A 21254-nucleotide genomic window follows, 5' to 3' on the forward strand; every position below is an offset into this window, starting at 1 on the left:
TAAATGCGGAATTTATTGTTTAACTTTGTACTGTTTGTGCAGTAAAAAATCAATCAGAAATTATGGAGACTATTTATTCATTATTCAAGTTGCAAGTGAACACTTGTCCTGACACTTTGGCAGTAATGGACGATCACCGGCAGCTCACCTTTGCCCAACTGGATCAACTCATTGATACCATTGCTTCTAAATTCTTGAATAATCACCCGAAGTTTATCGGTATCGTAATGGATCACAGCGTAGAGATGATAGCCTCCATTCTTGCAGTCATCAAGGTAGGAGCAGCATATATTCCTGCCGAACCATCTTTCCCTATCGAGCGGATCCGTTATATGATGAAGGAATGCGATATTGACTTTCTCATCACTCAGCGGAAATATGCAGCAGGCATAGATGACGGATTCCGCAAACTGCTTATAGAACAGGGACAGGAGTGCCGGACAGATATCTATATCGACGACATGTCGGAACCGGAAGGGCTGGCTTATGTCCTGTATACTTCAGGGACATCAGGTGAGCCCAAAGGGGTATGTGTCAGCAACCATAATGTCTGTCATTACGTGCACGCCTTCCAGAATGAATTTCATCCCAAAGAGGGTGACCGTATGCTCCAATATTCGGTGTGCTCATTTGATATCTTCGTAGAAGAGATGTATACGACGCTCCTTTCCGGGGCTGCACTCTGTATCCCGTCGGAGAAGACGAAGGCGGATATTCCTACATTGATGAATTATATTGAAAGTAACGGGATCACGGAGCTGAGCGGATTCCCTTACCTGCTGCTGGAGATGAACAAACTGGAACGTATCCCTGCCAGTCTCAGACTGCTGATCAGTGGAGGTGACGTATTGCGAAAGAAGTATGTCACGCATCTCTTGTCTCAGGTACTAGTATATAATACATACGGTCCTTCGGAAACTACTGTGTGTGCTTCCTATTATAGATGCAACGACGGTTATGCGCTGGATGATGGCACTTATCCCATCGGCAAACCTGTGTCAGGGGTGGAGATCACTATCCAGGACGAAAACGGAAAAGTGGTGAAGGATGGAGAGACTGGTGAAATCTGCATCTACGGTGATGGTGTATCACAGGGATATGTAGGCAATAAACCTGAACAGGAGAATTTTATAGAACTTGGAAAGGGGCAGCGGATGTATAAGAGCGGGGATCTCGGCTATATCCTTCCTGACGGTAATATCGCCTTTCTCCGTCGGAAGGATAAGCAGGTGATGATTCTCGGTAAACGTGTGGAGTGTGATGAGGTCGAGAACCTGCTCAATACCTGTAAAGAGGTAGAGAAGGGGGTTGTCTGTGCTTATACTGACCGCAACCAACTGTCATATCTTGTGGCTTATATCGTACCGCGGGATGAAGATAACTTCGACTATCACGAACTTCGCAGGAAGCTCTCCCGGTATCTTACTCCATTCATGATACCGGAATTTTTTGTCAAGATGTCATCGCTGCCTATAACTGCAAACGGGAAGGTGGACCGTAAGGCATTGCCTGTCGTGTTGAAAGAATGGAAAATATAAGAATATGGAAAAAATCATCATCACCCGTGCCGGGCTGGAAGAGATGAACAGCCTGATGGAATGGCGGATGGAAGTATTGCATCATGTGTTCTCGCTGCCCGATGATCTGGATACGACCCTACTGGAAGCTGAGAACCGTCGTTATTACCAGCAGCAGATTCCCCGCGGAGGGCATATCGCCTGTTTTGCCCGAATCGGCAAGGTGACAGTAGGGTGCGGAGGTGTCTGTATCTATGAAGAAATGCCTTCTCCAGACAATGCCAATGGCAAGTGTGCTTATCTGATGAATATTTATTGCCGGGAACCTTACCGGCATCGCGGGGTAGGACACGCCATTGTCAGCTGGCTTGTAGGACAGGTTCAAGACCAGGAGATCAGGAAAATCTATCTGGAGACATCAGACAGCGGACGCCCGCTTTATCAGTCACTGGGGTTCAAGGATATGAAAGATATGATGCACATAGAAGAGTCATGAAAAATCTGAAAAAAGAAACCACACAGATTGGAAACCGGTTTTGCAGAGTCTACGCCATGGACAGCCCTTCCTTCCTGCTCATTCAGTCAATGGGACAACAGGAGGTTATGGGTATGGACCATGAAGTGAAACTGATCGAACAGGGAAGCCGTAAGGCGTTTGTCATGGCTGCCTTCGAGATTTCCGACTGGGAGAGAGAACTGACACCATGGCCTGATCCGGCTGTATCAAAGGATCCAACGGTGGGGTTGTGTGCCAGGGAGACCTTGTCATACGTTGAACAGCACTTATTACCGTGGTTATACCAGCATTATGGAAATCTACCCTGCATTATCGGCGGTTACTCTCTGGGGGCATTGTTCGCCCTGTGGGCGTCATCAGAATCAGACTCTTTCGAGGGAGTGGCAGCTTCTTCACCTTCTATATGGATCAGGGACTGGCTGGAATATTCGCAGGCACACCCTACAAGGGCAAAACATGTATACATGAGCCTTGGAGACAAGGAGGAGTTTGTGAAGGATAAAGCGATTTCACAAGTAGGCAACAATGTACGGGAGTATCACAAGGCATTGATTTCCCAACTGGGAAAATCCGGTACGGTATTGGAATGGAACAGGGGTGGCCATTACCAGAACGGGGATGTACGGACAGCCAGAGGTTTTGCCTGGAACTTGAACGTGTTATAATTCTTTATTCACAGATACTTGAATAGGTGATAATTTGCCTTGCCATTATTTCTTGGTATGTCTATAGGCATTATCCTATAAGGACAGGTTCCTTAGCAATGGCATACGGTTCATCTCTCTAACCGTTAGCAATAAGGCCCTATGAGGTTAAAATAGTTTAAGCCCAAATAAAAACGGCATATTTAGGATCATTTTATAAAGTTGGATTATTTGTTTGAGGAATAAAGTAGCTCAAATAATATGATTATTTTTTACAGTATATTCTCTTAGAGTCTTTACACCTGATAGTCTGTAATTCCCAGACGGTTTCCTGACGGGTCGTCGAACTCCACAGCCCAGCCTGTCGGTATCCTGAAAGGTTCAGACAAGAAGTGTACACCTTTTGCCTTCATTTCCAGACAGACTTTCCGCACATCTTCCACCTCTATCCATATAGCAGGTCTGGCATCGGGATATTTGTGTTTGTCCTTGATAATAATAGCCGGTTCATCTTTTCCGATACGATAGGCCGTCATGCCTTTTTCAGGAAAGTCAAATTTCACGCGCAGGCCTAAAGTCTGTGAATAAAACTTCCGTGCCTCTTCAAAATCATCCGCAGGAAGAAAATAATTATCAGTTTTCATACACTATTATTTGTCAATATGATGTCTTTTCAGCCAGATTGCGGCATAGGAGCAAGTAGCCGTTATCTGCAACCCCTCTTCCCGGGAATAGTTATAGACATACTCGACCAGTTTTGAGGCAATACCTTGTCCTCCAAGTGGTTCAGGCACATAAGTATGAAAGATGTCCACGGTGCCATCCGTCAGCTCATACCTTACTTCTGCGGTGTAGCCATTCAGTTCCGTCCACACCCTTTGATTCTTTTTGTCGTGATGAATATCCATAATACGAATAAGTTTATGAAATAATAAAATTCGGATGATGATCATCCCCATACCGGTCCGTATAGGCGAACCCTTCATGTTCAAATGAGGTAAGTTCCTGTGGGTTCCGGATCCTGTTTTGGATCAGATACCGCGCCATAGCCCCTCGACAGGTCTTGGTATATACGACGATGGTCTTCGGCCTGCCCTCCTTTATGATAGAGAACTGGGGCTGGATGATGTGTAGTTCGCTTTGGATCCTTTTCCAGTCAAACAGGAGTTTCATCTCTTCAGAGGCAAGATATACCAGGATACCGTCATCGGCCTTAACGCTGTCCAGAAGCAGATCAGTGAGACGACTTCTCCAGAAATCAAACAATGTCTTTCCTCCTGCAGCTTCAAGTGTGACTTTTCCTTCCAGGCGATAGGGGCGAATCAAGTCCATGGGACGGAGCAGGCCATACAAAAAAGAGGTAATCCATACATGAGACTGCGTGTAGCGGAAGTCCTGAATGGTAAAAGTGCAAGGCTTAAGATATTTGAACACCTGACCGTAATAAGCAAAAATGGCAGGGAGCTCGTGTCCTTCGTCAAAGAAATGAAGATAGTGTAATTTGGTTTCTGAAGCGAGATGCGGATTACAGTCTAGAGCCCTTGACAGTTGATCGGCTGGCCATCGTCCCAGTTCCAGGGCAAATCTCCCTGCCTCATTCTTAAAACGGGGCAAGGTGGTAAAGGGCGGCCGGGCAGTCGTAACCTCCCGCATAGTCTTGGCACAGGAAAGGATAATCTGCATAATACTGAACGTCTTTGTTTTTGCGAAGATAATGGATTTACTCTGATTCACCAAATAAATTGGCTTTTTTCTTATTCCCTACGACTTATCTGATAACCATTGGGCGGTGGCATTTATCCATTATCCGGCTCAGCATGCACAACGGTGGTACATCTCGGAATCAAAGATGCTATATCCTTTTCTATTCTACTGCATATACAATGTGCTGTCTCGAGATCTGTATGGGGATGAATATGCACATTTACCTCAACAAACGTATCAGGTCCTGCAACACGTATTTTCAAATCATGATAACACACAATATCCTTATTGGATTTTAGTCTGGACTCAACCTTCTCGGTCAGTCCGTCTGGCACCTTGTCAAGCAATACGTCAATAGCCCTCTTGCCCAGGCGGTAAGAGATTCCCAAGACGATGACGGCCACCCCTAATGCAGAAATGGCATCGGCCTTATGGTAACCGAAGTTGGCACATATCAGTCCCAGCAGGACTACTCCGGAACTGAGAATGTCAGTGGAAAAATGTATGGCATCTGCCTCAAGAGCCTGACTGTTATCGCGCTTTGCAACCTTGAAGAGCATCCGGGAACGACCGATGTCCACGGCCATGGCGGTCAGGACGACAAGATAGCTCCATACGGTTACGCGTATAGCCGTATTACCTGAGATCAAACGGCTGATCGCCTCATAAATAATCCATACGCAGGTGATGACAAGCAGTATGGATTCGAAGAAAGCTGAAAGATTTTCTATCTTTCCATGACCATACTGATGTTCCTTATCTGCTGGTTTGTCTGATATGCTTACGGAGACAAAAGTAATCACGGCAGCTAACAGGTCCAGAAGGGAGTGGAGTGCTTCTGAGATAATTCCCAGACTGGAAGTGAGAATGCCGACAATAAACTTCATAGTAGTCAGGAATACGGCTGCGATGATTGAGGTTAAAGCTGCTTTTTTCTTGCTTGTCATAATCTGTATATTAAAAGATGCCTATAAATGAAGGGAACACAAGGATATATTTCCCTTAATCCTGCTTCCCTCGAATTTAAATTCGTAAAAATATGAACAAAAGTTGATCTGTGCAAATTTACAGGGAAGAATTTACATTATCCATTGTCTTATGTGACTTTGCAAGAGCCATGAGGAAAGGAATGGAAGCCAACTGTGAGATGACGGAGACCGTAACCATTGCAGGAATGGAAGTGTCATAGAGTATCCCCAGAACCCAACTCCCGATGAACCAGCAGACCCCAAAGGATACTCCGAAGACACCGAATCCTGTGGAGCGGTTCTCCTTTGGAACTAAGGCCGTGACCGCCGATTTCAGGATAGATTCCTGAGCACCCATCCCGATTCCCCAGAGCGCAATTCCGATAATAATATAACCAATGGAGTGGGAAGTAAAGATGAACAGTGCGAAAAAGGCCGATAGAAAATCAGAGAAGATCAGAACCTTTATCCCATATTTATCATACATCCAGCCAAAAACAAGTGCAGCTATGGCATCTACCAGCATGGCTCCTGCATAGAGCAGCGGGAGAAAAGAGGAGGGGATGATGGAAAGTCTTGATACATGCATCGTAATCATAGGGAAATCAATGAATCCGAAAGCTAACAAACTGGTAGCCACGAGATACAAGGTGAAATGTGAGTTTAAAGACCCCATCCGGGGTCTGTCGACACTGGTCTCAAAATTCTCGGGATGGGCAAATTTACGCTTCGCTCTCAAAAGAAAGAACAAAGTGAAAAATGCCGGTATGATTAATATCGCAAAGCAGATCCTGTAAGCAGAAAATAAATCACTACTGTCTTTTCTTAAGAGAAGGACGACAAACAAGAGCAGAGGGCCACAGAAAGCACCTATCTGATCCATAAACTCCTGGAGGGCAAAGGCCTTACCTTGTCCTACTTGAGAAGAGGCAAATGATACCAATGTATTCTTGGAGGGTTGCCGTATTGCTTTTCCGAGTCTTTCCAGGATAATCAGCAGGCAGGCCCATTTCCATCCATCCTTGGAGAACAGGGCGATCAACGGGACGGCAGCCATATTGATGGAATAACCTACAATGGTCATGATCCAATAATTGTGCTTCTTGTCGGCAAAGTAACCGGTGACCAGACGAAGGGCATAGCCTATCAACTCTCCCAGCCCCATGACAAATCCGATGGTGGCGGCAGAAGCTCCGGCAAGCGCCAGATAGGCACCGTAAATACTCCGGGCACCCTCATGGGTCATATCCGAAAACATGCTGACCACACCCATCATGATCACAAACGATAGGGCTAATTTCTGTTTCCTATTTTTCATAACAGTAGTGTTAATAATAAATTACTCCTGCATTCTGGCCCGGTGCCCATGCAGGAGAAACTTAAACGGCAGTTGTTTTCAGCAAGAACCGTTTTGTTGTTCGCAAATATACAAACAAAGAAAAACACGCGCAAATCTTTACTGTTAATTTATGCTTTTCTCCACCTGTTTCCCATGACGCCGGGCCCCGGAAACGCAAAGAGTAAACCATATCTTAAAACTCATCCCCCCTATCCTTTCGGACCAGGGATATTCAAGGCAAGCCATACCGATGGGATATAGATGTTAAAAAAGTAAAAGTCATAACTCCTTTATTTTGAAAAGGAAGAAAGACCGCGGAAATTTTCATACTTTTGCAAATAATAAATCATCATGGGTTTCTCCTGATGAAACCGTAAAAAATAATCATTTGAGTAATAGAACAAGAATGATCAAATCGAAGGACGAGAGTTTCGGCACATATATACAGACAAGCCACAACTCACGGAGAATGGGGAAGACTGTCTTTTTAAACAGGCATTCAGGATGAAAAAGAAAATCTTACAAATAGGTATTCCTCTACTGGTTATTATCCTTGTCATTATCGTGATTCTGACACGAGGCGGCCAGAAAAGGCATACCGTCAATTCTCCCCGTGACCTTCCCGGAAGTACCATCGGCGTACAACTGGGGACGACTGGCGACCTGAAGGCTTCTGCTTTTGAAAATGACAAGGCAGGAACACGCATAGAACGGTATACCAAGACGGCCGATGCCATCCAGGCGCTCGGAGAGGGGAAGATCGACTGCGTGATAGATGACGAAGAACCGGCTAAGGCCTTTGTGGCGGAAAACAGTAATCTGAAAATTCTTCCCGGAGAATTTTCCACTGAGGAATATGCCTTCTGCGTAGCCCGGAACAATGTCAAACTGGCGACGCAAATCAATGAGGCTTTGCGGAGACTTCAAAATTCCGGTGCCCTTGATACCATTATCGACAGACACCTTCATGACCATCTCTCTGTGGCCTGGCAGAAAAAAGCGATCGGACGCCGGAACGGAACTCTTTTCGTGGCTACCAATGCCACCTTTCCCCCTTATGAATATTATGACAATGGGCGTATCTGTGGCATCGATATTGATGTCATGCAGGCTGTAGCCGACGATCTGGGGATGAAACTTGATGTGGAGGATATGGACTTCGAAGCCGTAATCACCAGCGTACAGACCGGAAAGGCAGATGTGGGGGCATCAGCTCTCACGGTCACAAAGGACCGGGCAAGAAATGTGCTGTTCACTATACCCTATACTCGTTGCCGGCAGGTCATCATCGTAAGAGATGGTAACCTGGCTGCACATAAACAGAGTCTTTCGGACAAGTTCAAGGCTAACTTTATCACTGAGCACCGTTATATCTATCTTCTGCAAGGTCTTGGAAATACGCTGGTCATCACCTTTTTTGCCATGATCCTCTCCCTGGTCCTGGGCAGCCTGATCGCCATCGTACGAACTTCACATGACCGGAACGGCGGACTGGGAATCCTCAATGCCCTTTGCCGACTCTATCTCACCGTGATCAGAGGTACGCCGACGATGGTCCAACTGCTTATTATCTATTATGTAGTCTTTGCTTCCGCTAACGTGAGTAAGGTCTTTGTAGCTATCATCGCTTTCGGTCTCAACTCTGCAGCCTATCTTGCAGAAGTGGTGCGCTCGGGAATCATGTCCGTGGACAGAGGACAGATGGAAGCGGGCCGCAGTCTGGGACTTTCCTACACACAGACGATGAGATACATCCTTCTTCCACAGGCTTTCAAGAATGTGCTCCCTGCCATGGGCAACGAACTTATCACCCTGTTGAAGGAAACTTCCATCAGCGGTTATATAGGACTGGTAGACCTTACGAAAGGATCTGATATTATCCGGTCCATTACTTATGATGCACTCATGCCCCTTGGCGTGGTAGCACTCATCTATCTGGTCATCGTCATGGCCTTGTCGGCAGGCGTGAACAGACTGGAAAAGAACATGAGAAAAAATGAAAGATAAAGTTCTGATAAGAATCGAGCACCTGAAGAAATCATTCGGTGATCACGAGGTGTTGCATGACATTGACCTGACGATCCGAAAGGGGGAGGTGATCGCTATCATCGGTCCATCGGGTTGTGGAAAATCCACGTTCCTGCGTTCGCTCAATCTTCTGGAACGTCCGACAGGCGGGAGGATTCTCTTCGAAGGTACAGACATTACCTCTCCTGAGATCAATACAGACCGTATGAGGGAACGTATAGGAATGGTCTTCCAACAGTTTAATCTGTTTCCGAATATGACCATTCGCCGTAATATCATGCTGGCTCCCATAGTCCTGGGGAAGATGGGAAAAGAAGAGGCGTCTGAGAAAACAGACCTGCTCCTCAAGCGTATCGGGCTGGAAGATAAGGCTGATACCTATCCTGACGTCCTGTCAGGAGGACAGAAACAACGCATAGCCATCATCCGCTCCCTGATCATGGAACCTGATGTGATGCTGTTTGATGAACCTACTTCAGCCCTGGATCCGGAAATGGTGGGTGAGGTCCTGGAACTGATGCGCCAGTTGGCTGCCTCGGGAATGACGATGATCGTGGTTACCCACGAGATGGCCTTCGCAAGGGAAGTAGCACACAGGGTGCTTTTCTTCAGTGACGGTGGTGTCACGGAAGATGGAAAACCGGAAGAGCTCTTCCTGCATCCGAAGAGCCCGAGGTTGCAGGACTTTCTGAGTAAGATACTCTGAATTATGATTTAGACGGTGAGGAAAAGCCAGATAGACACTGCAATCATCATGATCCCTACGACACGCTGATAGGGCTTCTTATTAACGTTTCGAATAAGCCTGAAAGCTATCCAGTTTCCGGCCATCATCGCGCAACCGATCAAGAGGCCATTCAGGAAGATATGCTCGTTCATGAGATTGAATTTGCCGTAGGTGATAGCCTTCACGATGTGCATGGCAGCGGCGGCAGTAGCCTCACTTGCGATATAAGAGACCGGTGAGGGGTCAAGGGTCAGGAATACCGCGCTGCTTATCGGGCCGGATATTCCAAGCATCCCGTTGAGCAAACCCGTGAGCATGCCACCACCGATAACCGTTTTATGACCTTTCGGCAGATGAATCTTATTGCCCATTTTCATGATTGAGAAAACAATCAGGAAAATGCAGAGAAGCCGTGTCATCAGGGTTTTGTTAACGAGGGAGAAGCCGCAAGCGCCCAGGGCCGTGAAGGGTAAGGCTGGAATGAGAAACCAGAGAACTTGTTTCCACTTGATCTCCTTCCAGCCCATAGCTGCACGGGAAAGGTTGCTCATCATCTGGGCAATGGTAGAGACGGGGACTGCGATTTCCACTCCATAGAAATACGTGATAACCGGCAAGAGAATCATCCCGCCGCCAAAACCGATTGAGCCGGATAAGGTGCCGGCGATCAATCCCACAATAATCAATACGATATACATCAGAATACAACTGTAAAAATATGCTGCCCATCTTGATAATGGTAGCCCACCTTCCATCCATGATAGTCACAGATAGACTTGACAATAGCCAGCCCCAGTCCGTTCCCTTTCTGGTTCTTCTGGGTGCGGTAGAAGCGGGAGAAGATCCGGCTGCCGTCCAGGGGCGCTTCTGCCGACGTATTGGAGACGGAAAGCTGACGATCAGCGACGGTAATGGTGATAGATCCTTCCGGACAATTATGCCGTACGGCATTTACTACCAGATTATTGATCATGCTTACCAGCAAAGTTTCATTACATTGCAGGTCAAGGTCATTCTGGATGAAGTTCTTCTTGATGACAATATCGCCAGAAAGACTCTCCAGTTGGGGAAGGATGGATTCTATCTTATCCGTTAAATTGACATGATTCAGTGTCTTGTATTGATTGTTTTCTATCTTTGAAAGCAAGAGGAGATTTTTGCTGAGACGGCTCATGTGCAGCAGCTCTTGTTGCATTTCCTGGATCTCACTGGCCTGATATGCGGTCAGATGCTCATCCTGCAAGAGATTATCTATCTTGTTGAGCACTATAGACAGCGGAGTCTGGAGTTCGTGAGAAGCATTCTCTGTAAATTCCTTCTGTACCCGATAACTTTTAGCACTGGTAAGCAGGATCTGGTTTAAGGTAGCATTCAACTGATCAAACTCTTTCACTCCCGTATTGGCTGGCAGGGTGACTGGGCCTTCCTCAACCTTGAATTTACTGATCGTAGAGAGCGTCTTCCTGAAAGGCTGCCACAACCGTCTTGGGACAAACTGCAGGACCAGCAGAATGGTCACTGCAAATGCAGCCATAATGCCAAAGAACTGGATGAAAAGTCCCACCAGCACATCCTTATTTAAGTCTGTGCGAGGGCGTATACCATAATCTTTGGCGATACGCACCAGATCCTCCGCATAGAAATGTGTAGTCAGTTCATATAAAAAAGGAGTAGTCAATATCAAGATAATGACCATGCTGATGGCGAATCTCGTCATCATCTTATTCATCAAACTTCTTTCCATCTGTATCCCGTCCCATAAATAGTCTGGATCATCCCCTTGACGCCATTCCTGGAGAGTTTTGCCTTTAAGTTCTTGATGTGAGAATAGATAAAATCATAGTTATCCATCATGTCGGCCATTTCTCCACTGAGATGTTCAGCAATAGCTGCCTTGGAAATCACCTTGTTACGATTACTGATCAAGAAGAGAAGCAGCTCATACTCCGAACGAGTAAGTTCGACCGGATGATTGTTTACGGTGACCGATTTGGTCAGGAGATTGATTTCGACATGATTGGAAGACACGACATTACTGGCCGAGAATTCCTGACGACGGATCAAGGCATAAATACGCATGGAGAGTTCCGGCAGTGCGAAAGGCTTAGGAAGATAATCATCTGCTCCTATCTTCAGGCCGGTCACCCGGTCGTCCAGAGAGTCCTTGGCAGAGATGATGATCACTCCTGTACTCTTATGTTCCTTCCGGATAGTACGCAAGATGTCAAGGCCACTACCTCCGGGGAGCATCAGGTCGAGCAGGATACAATCATATTCGTAAGTGCCCGCCATCATTTTCGCCGTCTTGAAATCAAAAGCTTGCTCGCAAAGATAATTCTGACCTTCCAGATAGTCTTTCATACTGTCTGAAAGCCTGTGCTCATCTTCTATAATTAATATTTTCATACATTCAGACATACTAACGGACTTTGATTGTTATTTATTATGCACTGATCAATAAAATTATCAGGGTAAGGTAAAAAATAGACAACAGGATGTAGGGACGCCTGGTCACCGGTTTGGTCTTGATTTTACGGCTGAGAAACTGGAATGTAAAGTATGCGAAGATAAAGCCTATGAGGGCACCGCAAAGGACATCTCCTGGATAGTGTACCCCCAGATAGATTCTGGAATAGCACAGCATGCCGGAAAACAACACCAGGGAAATCCGGGTCAGTTTGTCTTTATAGATCATTCCCAGCCATGTGATGATCCCTACTGAAACGGTTGCATGACCAGACACGAATCCATGCAGGCCACCTCTGTAGCCGTTGACGTAATGGAGCAGTGGTGCAATAGATGGATCATGTGAAGGGCGTAAGCGACCAACGAGGGGTTTGATCACACCGGAAGAGAGTCGGTCCAGAAAAGCAACTAAGGCGATCGTCACAATAAAAAAAATGAGTTTGTCGAGTTTTTCTTTAGGGTAGTCCCGGACAGAACTCCACAAGGATACAGCTGCCAGTGGTATCCATAACGTTTTCTGCGAATAATGATACCAGAAATTGTCGGTAAAGGTTGATCCCTTGAAATTCAGCATCAGCATCAGTTTCTTATCCATGAGATCCAGTACAGCCACATATTCACTCCACTGACCGATGACGATCAGCAATATACCCAGCAGACTCGTCAGGGTTAAAGCCTTGGCAGCCGCTTTACGGTACATCATGTTAACTGAAATGTACCGGACAGTAGGGGTATATTTCATGTTAGCAGAGATATAGTTTGAGTACATGGTTCTTGCCTTTATATATTTGTGGCGAAAATAATAACTAACTTTGGAGAAATCTTGGCGAATAAAGACAAAAAACAAAAAACACAGATTCTCTACAAAATCTAAGGACTATTTAAATATTTGGTGATCAGAAATATAGAATTTATGCTTATTTTTGCGTTGGAAATTTTAAAATACAGATTTAAGCAGATATGAATACAGACTTATTTCGTCATAAGGCTACCTCGTACAGCAATCCCGCACATCTTATTGCGGTTCAGTTTTTCGAATTATACCTGGTTGCAGGGTTCATTCTTCGTATCATATTGATGCTTACCGGTCCGGCGGCCGGCAATTCCTTTTCCTTTCTTGAAATCGTACGCCTTCTGGGAGTAGGAGTACTGTCTGACAGCAGTATGTGTGTCCTGCTTCTGCTGCCATTGCTCTTGGTTTATTTAGGCCTGAATGAATGGAAGTACAGCAAAGCAGCTGGCTGGGTGATTGAAGGATTGTGGCTGGCAGCGTTCGTCTATGTATGGTTCTTTCATTCTATATTTGCTGACTATGGGGGCGCCGCCTCCAGAATTGCCAGGATATTCCTTACCTGGAAACTGATCAGTTTTTCCCTGCGGTTTTTTATACCGGGCTTACGGAATACCTGGCGTAAAATATCTGTTTATTTTACGTGGATCCTATATGTCTTCTTGTTCTTGATCGTATGCCTGGCGGAATATTTCTTCTGGCAGGAATTCGGCGTGAGATTTAATTTCATTGCCGTCGACTACCTGGTATATACCCATGAAACCATCGGGAACATCATGCAGTCATACGCTGTCATTCCTCTTTTCACCGGAGCATTTATTATTGCTGCCTTGATCGTCTTTCTGTGCGCAAGGACCCATAAACTCAAAATGGACCATCTGTTCAATCCCATACAACTGGCTGCACAGACAGGCCTCTATCTGGTCACTTGCGTCATCGCCTTTATCCTTGTATCCTGGACCTGCAACCTGCAAAGTAATGATGAATATGTTACCCAACTGGAACAAAACGGTCCCTACGATTTTCTGAATGCCTTCAGGAGTAACAAACTTGAATATAACAAGTTCTATGCCATGATTCCGAGGAAAGAGTGTATGGCAATCTACAGGAATGAAGCCGGCCTTGACAAGCATGGCGAGAAACAACTCGGCCAGGGTGGACAAGCCAGAAAACTCAATATCGTACTCGTAACCGTGGAGAGCCTGAGTGGGGAATATCTGACCCGTTATGGAAATCAGGATCATCTGACACCTGAACTGGATAAAATCATGACAAAGAGTCTGGTATTCGATAATCTGTATGCTGCCGGTAACAGAACGGTCCGGGGACTGGAAGCGCTGTCTTTATGTGTTCCGCCAAGTGCCGGTGAAAGTATCATCAAGAGAGCAGATAACAGAATGGGGAGTTACTCCGCAGGCGCCCAACTCAAGCGGCTGGGCTATCATGTGCAGTTTCTCTATGGCGGCGACAGCTACTTCGATAATATGGGGAATTATTTCTCTCACAACGGTTATGAGGTGATCGACCGGAATCAGATTCCCAAGAAAGATATATCCTTCGCGAATATCTGGGGAGTATGTGACGGAGACATGTTCCGCAAAAGCCTTCAGGTGTTTGATCAGGATGCAAGGGACGGAAAACCGTTCTTCGCTCAGATCATGACCACGAGCAACCATCGCCCCTATACCTACCCGGCAGGTAAAATAAAAGTCGTCGGGGATCCGAAATCTCGTGACAATGCCGTAAGATATACGGATTATGCGATCGGGCACTTTATCGCCGAGGCTTCCAGGAAACCGTGGTTCCATCATACGGTATTCGTAATTATTGCCGACCATTGTGCTTCAAGTGCCGGAAAGACTTCGCTGCCAATAGAGAAATATCATATCCCTTGCATTGTTTATTCTCCGGGCAACATCAAGCCTCAATATGTCAAGACACTCTGTTCCCAGATTGATGTCATGCCTACACTGATGTCTATACTGAATTTGCCCTGTAAGGTGAAATATACGGGCAGTAATATCCTGGCCGGGAATTTCAAGCCCCGTGCATTCATGGCTACTTATCAGGATCTGGGATATATGCAAGGACATACCCTGACCGTCCTTTCTCCTGTCAGAAAAATCCAGCAGTATGACCTGAAACCTTTAGGTGATTGGAACTACAATGAGATTCTGAGAAAACAGCCGGATCAGAAAATAGTCAGAAAGGCCCAGGCATACTACCAGTATGTCAACCTTTATTTCAAGGGGAAGAAATAGTTTCCTTTAAAGAATCCCTCTTGCTATCCAGGCGCAGGCCTCAGCGTCCGCAAGAGCGTTATGATGCTTGGTGAGATCATAACCGCAAGCCGCGGCGACGGTCTGCAGCTGGTGATTTTCCAGATCCGGCAGGACTCTGCGGGAAGCACGCAGCGTATCGTAGAATTGATAATCCGGGTAGTCCATCTGATAACAGCGGAAAACGGCTTTCAGACACCCTTCATCAAAAGGACTGTTATGGGCGACCAGGGGCAGCCCTTCAATTTTAGGGGCAATCTGTTTCCAGACAATGGGGAAGACGGGTGCGTCTTCTGTATCTGCACGAGTTAGTCCATGTACCTGGGTGCAGCGATAATTGTAATAGTCTGGCTCTGGCTGAATGAGGGAATAGAAAGAATCGATAAACTGATCCCCACGGACAATAATCACTCCTACACTGCATACACTCGTACGGGAATAGTTGGCTGTTTCAAAATCTATTGCGGCAAAATCCTTCATCGTTTCTCTACAAAATACTTTTCATGTTTTAGGAAAGTCCCTACACGGTTAATTGTCTTTTGGGCAAACCAACTGGCAATTAGTCACAAGGCAAAGGTAGTATTTTATTTTCAAAGTCAAACCGAAATAACCTGAAAATACTGACTTAAGGGAATCTCGTTGACTCTTCAGCATAAATCAACTCTAATGTTAATTAGAGTGAAAACCACCTCTGATAGCTGAAAATAACAAAATATCTTCAAAGTCTGCTGTTACTTTTGACAACAAAATAATCATGCGAACAGTTGATAAGAAGGCTTTCTCCTCGTCTGCCTCCTCTCTGTGAAGCAATAAAACGACACAAATCTTTTATAATCAGATGAACAAGAATAAACTAATCCTTATCGGAATCTTTTTGATCCTTTTCACCTCAGTATCTGCTCAACGCCGTTTACAGGATTACCTTTCCATAGCTGACAGGAATAGTCCGTTGCTCGTCGCTGCACGGAACCGGAAGGCTGTCGGAGATGAAGAAATCCAGCGGCTGAAGGCTGTCTACACACATTCCCGACTGGAATTCTCCGGCGATGCTCTTTTTGTCCCTGTAGTGTCGACCGAAAACGGGAAAAGTGGATTCCGCTGGAATGATCAGGATGGCAAGGATTATTATGGCTATGATCTTGGTGAGAGCAGCGGTCATATCGATGCCGGTCTGACCTGGACGAAGCCTCTGTCAGGGGACCGGAATTTCCAGACGGAAAAACAGTATTGGAATATCCGCAATGATATGGAAGATGATCATATCCGTCTGTCCTCGCATGATTTACACCGGTTAGTGACGGAGCAATATCTCCTCTGTTTGCTCGACGAGGAAAATGAACGGACATATAATTCCCTCGACTCATTGCTCATCTACCAGAGCAGGATCGTGTCAGCACTTGCCAACAAGGGACTGGCAAGCGTGGCTGATCTGCGGCTCATTGACATAGAAAGGCAGAAGAATAAAAGTATTAGGGAACAGGCCCGACAATCTTTCCAGTCTCATCATGCGGAATTAAATATTCTCTGTGGCCTCTCTGAGCCGCTTCCTGACAATGATCTGCAACCGGTTGACCTCTCTATACAACCGGGCAGGGAACCGTCCTCTTCCTTTTTCCTGGAACAATTCCGGCTTGACAGCCTCTTGCAGCATACTGACCTGGCGAGTTATCAGAATCTCTACCGACCCCAACTGTCTCTCTTTGTGACCAACGGAGTTCAGACGGGTGCCTATAAGGACCTTTACCGTCATTTCGGGGTCAGTGCAGGATTGCATCTTACCTGGCTGCTCTCTGACGGCAAACAGATGAAGCATCGCCAGAGAGAGTACCACCTGGCTTTAAGTACAATCCGCGAACAGCGTAATCATGAGATGACTGTAAGGAAAGAACGTCTCAGGTCATTGCTGGAGATCATGAAGACTCAGGACGAACAGATCCGACTTTCACAACAACAACTACAGGACTATCGCAGGCTGCTGGCAGATTATAAACGGGAAATCATGGCGGGCAGGAGGTCTGTCATTGACTATATCAATGTCTTCAGCCATTACCGTGACGAAATAAGAAACCATAACACGCTATGTGTCAACAAGGATATGATCGTCAACACCTATAATTATTGGAACTGGTAAATAAACAGAAACATGGTTACAAATAACAACAAGACACTTGTCTATTCTATCTTATCCCTCATCCTGACCACAAGTTGTTTAGCGGCTTGCCGGCAAAAGGCATCGGAAGAGCCTGCTCCGGTGCCTCATACGCAGGTCACCATTACTCATGTAGAATATGGCAACATCAGCCGGCGGCTGGAGTTCCTCGCGCAGTCTGACTATCTGCGGGAGGTGAAGATGGTGGCTCCTGTATCAGGCTATATTGTCCGCATGCATCTACAACAGGGTGACCGGACGGGACGCCACGGTTTTCTCTTCTCCATGAAAAGTAATGAACAGGCTGCATTGGGCATGCAGGTAGCTCCTGTCACCGTGTCGTCTTCTATCCCGGGTATCATTACAGCCGTTTATCAACAGCAGGGGAGTTACGTGACAGAGGGCACGCCGGTATGTGATGTCGTGGACGCAACAAGTCTGGTGTTTCGTATCCATATCCCTTATGATGAACGGAGACAGGTACACTCAGGGATGCCTTGTACGCTGCTGCTGCCTGAGGGTACCCGACTGAAGACAACCCTGGTCCGTGCCTTGTTAAATATGGATGATGCCGACCAGACTGAAGATTTCATTGCCAGGGTACATGCCGGATTCCTCCCGGCAGGACTGGTAGCAAAGGCCGTCATTTGGGTCAAAAGTACAACCGGTAATCATCAGATCCTGCCTGTCGGAGCCGTGCAGAGTGATGATAATCTAAGCCGGTATTGGATTTTCCGCCTGACAAGTGATTCTACGGTAGAGAAAATTCCTGTCATAACGGGTAACGGCAATGACCGCTACATAGAAATTCTCTCTCCGAAACTCAATCCTTCTGACAGAATTGTCAATAACGGCGCTTATGCCTTGACGGAACAGTCCATTGTGAAAATGGTCAGATAAGGTAACTATAAGTTGATGGATCTCCTTCAAATACGCTGGTTCCATTCCTAAGAAACTCATATTAAATCATGAACAAGATACAGAAGAAGTCGATGTACCAACTCTTTGAGAGACCTATCATTTTTGTAGGTGCTCTCATCCTGCTGGCAGGGATATACAGTTACTTGAATATGCGGAAAAGTCTGTTTCCGGAAGTTCAGTTTCCAAGGATCACGCTTATTGCTGATGCTGGAGAACAACCTGTTGACAGGATGATGATCACGGTTACGAAACCGCTGGAGAGTGCGGTGAAGAAGGTACAAGGAGTGACGACGGTTAAAAGTAGTACGAGTCGTGGCAGTTGTGTCATCGATGTGTATTTCAAATGGGGGATGGATATCTATGCCCTGAAAGCCCAACTGGAAAGTCGTGTCAATGAGATCAAGAACTATCTTCCTGCTGGTACGGTCATCTCGACGGAGGTCATGAACCAGAGTCTGTATCCTGTATATGGCTATACGCTGAAGAGTAAGACTCACGGCAGTATAGAAATGAGAGATGTGGCCAATCTCGTCGTACGGCCGCTGTTCTCCCAGGTGGACGGCATTAGCAATGTGGTCATCCATGGAGGCAAGGCAAAAGAGTTTGTCGTCATCCCGGATGCAACAAAGATGTCCTCTCTCGGCATTACCCCGGAAGACATCATCAAGGCTTTCCAGCATACCAATTTTATCGAGGGTAACGGAATGGTGGGAGGGTATCACCGACTCTATCTGACACTGACCGATACGAGAATACGCAATGTCCGGCAGTTGGAGAACACGGTCATCAAAGGCAACCAGAACAGGATGGTGTATCTCTCGGACATTGCCCGGGTAGAGGTGCAGGAGCAACAGGAATTCCTGAAAATCAATGCAGACGGTGATGATGCGGTGCTTATCGACCTGGTGAAACAGCCTGGAGTGAACCTGCTCACTTTTGCCAAGAATGTAAAAGCAAAGGAAAAGGAAGTGCAGAAGGCCCTTCCTGCTGGTTATGAGCTGAAGACTTATTATGACCAGAGTGCCTTTGTAGGCAGTTCTATCTATGGTGTAGTAAGAACGATTATCGAGGGTCTTTTCCTGGCCATCCTCGTGATGGTTCTCTTCTTGCGTTCCTGGCGTGCCAGCTCTGCCGTGATGCTGACGATACCTGTCACGCTGGCATTGAGTATCCTGCTCGTGAAAATTGCCGGCATATCACTGAACATCATGTCACTGGGAGCCATAGCGGCCTCGGTGGGATTAATCCTCGACGATGCCATCGTCATTATCGAACAGATCTATCGTGAACAGGAAGATCATCCTCAGGAGCCCCGGACCACCGTGGTGCATACTGCCATCCATAATCTCTTTCCCGCTATGGTGGCTTCGTCGCTTTCTACCATTATCATTTATTTCCCGTTCCGTATGATGAGTGGTATGGCAGGAGCATTCTTCAAGGACCTTGCCATAACGATGCAACTCACACTGCTGGCTTCCTTTTTCGTGACCTGGATTCTGCTGCCGACACTTTATATCGTAATCAGCGGTAAGAAAGTGTTCCGTCCGCGGCACCCGGAAAAGACGGGTAACAGTACTGAACAGGATGCTGTCAGAAAGGTGAGATGGCTGACAAGAGCTTACCGGCATCCGGTCATCGTCATCCTCTTTGTCATGGCCTTGGTTGGGGGAGGCTGGCTATCTTATCATCAGATGCAGACGGGATTCCTCCCTGACCTGGATGAGGGGACTATCGTACTTGATTATCACTCTCCATCGGGGACGGACATAGAAGAGACTGACCGTCTCTGCCGGGAGATGGAGAAAATCATCATGTCCCATCCTGCCGTAGAGACTTATTCCCGAAGGACTGCGCTGGGCATGTCCTTCGATGTCAAGCCGTCTAATTTCGGTGATTATCTCATCCAGTTGAAGCCCGGCCGGAAGGAGACTACTCCGGAAGTGATCAATGATCTCAGAAAGGAGATAGCGCAGAAAGTACCTGTAATGACCGTAGATTTCGGGCAGCGTATCTCTGATTTGCTGGGGGATCTGATGAGTACGCCGAATCCAATAGAAATAAAAATCTTCGGTAATAACTACAAGCGACTGGAACAGTTGTCGGCCCAGGCGGAACATATCATGAGACATACTCATGGCGTCGTGGATATTGATAACGGGCTGGTGCCTGCCGGCTCTTCTATAGTCTATACCCCAAATGAACAGTTGTTGGCTCAGTATGGCATCTCCCTTGATGATTTTTCCAGTCAACTGTCATGCTATATAGGGGGAGTGCCGCTCAGCCAACCTGATAATGTCATTGAACCGGCACCACAGCAGGCAGCAATGACGGGGGGACTACAGATAGGCAGCATCCAGGATGGAGAACAACTCAGAAGGGTGTTATTGAGATTCGTTGACTTCAAGGATAATGACCCGGCAAAGATCATGCATGAACCGGTCTTTCTTCCTGACGGCACTACACGTCCTGTAGGTTATTTCTGCAGGATGAGCGTCATTCCTGGTGAGATCGAGCAGAAACGGGAAGACCTGAAGGCGGATATTACGCTGACAGCCCGTCTGGAAGGCCGTGACCTCGGATCAACGGTAAAGGACCTGCAGCAGCAATTCCATAAAAAACTTAATCTGCCGAAAGGATATACCTTACAGTTTGGTGGAGCTTATTCACAGCAGCAACAGTCGTTCAGTGAATTACTTACCATCCTCCTGATGGCAACCTTGCTGGTTTTCTCCGTGCTGCTGTTCCTCTTCCGCAAATGGGGTATCTCCCTTGCCATCCTTTTTATCTCCGTCCTTGGAGTAGGAGGGAGTCTGCTGGCGCTTTATATCACCGGAACGCCTCTTAATGTGAGCAGTTATACGGGGATCATCATGGTGGTGGGTATCATTGCCGAGAATGCTATCTTCACTGTCAACCAATATGACCAGAACAGGCAACGGGGTGGTGCTGTGGCCGAATCTGTCGACTATGCCATAGCCTTACGCATCCGTCCAAAGTTAATGACTGCCATCAGTGCTGTACTGGCTCTGATGCCTCTCGCCTTAGGGATTGGAGTGGGGGCTCAGATGCAGCAGCCGCTTGCCGTAGCGGTCATCGGAGGATTCTGCGTAGCCTTGCCGCTGCTGTTGCTGGTGCTGCCTTGTCTGATGCTGAAAATATTCCGGTAAACGATGACTCCATCCTATAGCGCTGATTTTTCTATAGG

General features: G+C 46.6%; 19 protein-coding genes. 9 read left to right on the top strand and 10 right to left on the bottom strand.

The genetic code is table 11. The features are described from left to right. Positions 1-62: 62 nt before the first annotated feature. The 3 genes from ACYRYG_RS01060 to ACYRYG_RS01070 are packed head-to-tail and all read left to right on the top strand — an operon-like array spanning position 63 to position 2699. Positions 63-1538, top strand: coding sequence for an amino acid adenylation domain-containing protein (locus ACYRYG_RS01060; protein WP_293422797.1), 1476 nt, complete (start codon positions 63-65; stop codon positions 1536-1538). A 4-nt stretch (positions 1539-1542) separates the two neighbouring features. Next, positions 1543-2013: a GNAT family N-acetyltransferase gene (locus ACYRYG_RS01065; protein ID WP_460197348.1), complete on the top strand. Its 471-nt coding sequence runs from the start codon at positions 1543-1545 to the stop codon at positions 2011-2013. Next, positions 2010-2699 carry an alpha/beta hydrolase-fold protein gene (locus ACYRYG_RS01070; protein ID WP_293425631.1) on the top strand — a complete coding sequence of 230 codons (690 nt, stop codon included), beginning with the start codon at positions 2010-2012 and terminating at the stop codon, positions 2697-2699. Before ACYRYG_RS01065 ends, ACYRYG_RS01070 begins: the two co-directional genes overlap by 4 nt. Positions 2700-2974: 275 nt before the next feature. Here ACYRYG_RS01070 and ACYRYG_RS01075 read toward each other — a convergent pair whose 3' ends face one another. The 5 genes from ACYRYG_RS01075 to ACYRYG_RS01095 form a co-directional block, all read right to left on the bottom strand. Continuing rightward, positions 2975-3322 carry a VOC family protein gene (locus ACYRYG_RS01075; protein ID WP_293422806.1) on the bottom strand — a complete coding sequence of 116 codons (348 nt, stop codon included), beginning with the start codon at positions 3320-3322 and terminating at the stop codon, positions 2975-2977. A gap of 6 nt (positions 3323-3328) precedes the next feature. After that, entirely contained in the window at positions 3329-3586 is a 258-nt protein-coding gene (locus ACYRYG_RS01080; protein WP_293422809.1) for a GNAT family N-acetyltransferase, read from the bottom strand. Positions 3587-3599: 13 nt separating this feature from the next. Next, positions 3600-4361 (bottom strand): YaaA family protein, encoded by a 762-nt coding sequence (locus ACYRYG_RS01085; RefSeq protein ID WP_293425639.1) that lies wholly within the window; start codon positions 4359-4361, stop codon positions 3600-3602. A gap of 113 nt (positions 4362-4474) precedes the next feature. After that, positions 4475-5329, bottom strand: coding sequence for a cation diffusion facilitator family transporter (locus ACYRYG_RS01090; protein WP_293425629.1), 855 nt, complete (start codon positions 5327-5329; stop codon positions 4475-4477). Positions 5330-5447: 118 nt separating this feature from the next. Continuing rightward, on the bottom strand, positions 5448-6668 hold the full coding sequence (locus tag ACYRYG_RS01095) for an MFS transporter (RefSeq protein WP_460197349.1): 1221 nt from the start codon (positions 6666-6668) through the stop codon (positions 5448-5450). Between the two features lie 525 nt (positions 6669-7193). Between ACYRYG_RS01095 and ACYRYG_RS01100 the strand changes: the two genes are divergently transcribed. Then, positions 7194-8696: an ABC transporter substrate-binding protein/permease gene (locus ACYRYG_RS01100; protein WP_293422817.1), complete on the top strand. Its 1503-nt coding sequence runs from the start codon at positions 7194-7196 to the stop codon at positions 8694-8696. Next, positions 8686-9423: an amino acid ABC transporter ATP-binding protein gene (locus tag ACYRYG_RS01105; RefSeq protein ID WP_287759028.1), complete on the top strand. Its 738-nt coding sequence runs from the start codon at positions 8686-8688 to the stop codon at positions 9421-9423. The genes ACYRYG_RS01100 and ACYRYG_RS01105 overlap by 11 nt, the downstream gene beginning before the upstream one ends. Before the next feature lie 8 nt (positions 9424-9431). On the opposite strand, the gene ACYRYG_RS01110 is transcribed toward ACYRYG_RS01105, so the two are convergent. The 4 genes from ACYRYG_RS01110 to ACYRYG_RS01125 are packed head-to-tail and all read right to left on the bottom strand — an operon-like array spanning position 9432 to position 12679. After that, entirely contained in the window at positions 9432-10142 is a 711-nt protein-coding gene (locus ACYRYG_RS01110) for a sulfite exporter TauE/SafE family protein (RefSeq protein WP_460197351.1), read from the bottom strand. After that, the gene (locus tag ACYRYG_RS01115; RefSeq protein WP_460197352.1) at positions 10142-11188 is read right to left on the bottom strand and encodes a sensor histidine kinase; all 1047 of its coding nucleotides are present in this window, start codon (positions 11186-11188) and stop codon (positions 10142-10144) included. Before ACYRYG_RS01115 ends, ACYRYG_RS01110 begins: the two co-directional genes overlap by 1 nt. After that, positions 11173-11850 (bottom strand): response regulator transcription factor, encoded by a 678-nt coding sequence (locus tag ACYRYG_RS01120; RefSeq protein WP_252760265.1) that lies wholly within the window; start codon positions 11848-11850, stop codon positions 11173-11175. Before ACYRYG_RS01120 ends, ACYRYG_RS01115 begins: the two co-directional genes overlap by 16 nt. A 37-nt stretch (positions 11851-11887) precedes the next feature. Further along, entirely contained in the window at positions 11888-12679 is a 792-nt protein-coding gene (locus ACYRYG_RS01125) for a phosphatase PAP2 family protein (RefSeq protein WP_252760264.1), read from the bottom strand. A gap of 191 nt (positions 12680-12870) precedes the next feature. On the opposite strand from ACYRYG_RS01125, the gene ACYRYG_RS01130 reads away from it, so the two are divergent. Then, complete coding sequence (locus ACYRYG_RS01130; RefSeq protein WP_460197354.1) at positions 12871-14961, top strand: LTA synthase family protein; 2091 nt, start codon at positions 12871-12873, stop codon at positions 14959-14961. Between the two features lie 6 nt (positions 14962-14967). On the opposite strand, the gene ACYRYG_RS01135 is transcribed toward ACYRYG_RS01130, so the two are convergent. Beyond that, the gene (locus ACYRYG_RS01135) at positions 14968-15459 is read right to left on the bottom strand and encodes a 3'-5' exonuclease (protein WP_293418848.1); all 492 of its coding nucleotides are present in this window, start codon (positions 15457-15459) and stop codon (positions 14968-14970) included. 358 nt (positions 15460-15817) lie between these two features. Here ACYRYG_RS01135 and ACYRYG_RS01140 point away from each other — a divergent pair, with 358 nt between their 5' ends. The 3 genes from ACYRYG_RS01140 (at position 15818) to ACYRYG_RS01150 (ending at position 21216) form a co-directional block, all read left to right on the top strand. Next, complete coding sequence (locus ACYRYG_RS01140) at positions 15818-17110, top strand: TolC family protein (RefSeq protein WP_293418851.1); 1293 nt, start codon at positions 15818-15820, stop codon at positions 17108-17110. A gap of 12 nt (positions 17111-17122) precedes the next feature. Further along, the gene (locus ACYRYG_RS01145; protein WP_294077365.1) at positions 17123-18028 is read left to right on the top strand and encodes an efflux RND transporter periplasmic adaptor subunit; all 906 of its coding nucleotides are present in this window, start codon (positions 17123-17125) and stop codon (positions 18026-18028) included. A gap of 68 nt (positions 18029-18096) precedes the next feature. After that, positions 18097-21216, top strand: coding sequence for an efflux RND transporter permease subunit (locus tag ACYRYG_RS01150; RefSeq protein ID WP_293442573.1), 3120 nt, complete (start codon positions 18097-18099; stop codon positions 21214-21216). The last annotated feature ends 38 nt before the right edge of the window (positions 21217-21254 follow it).

This window comes from Segatella asaccharophila (assembly GCF_054687055.1).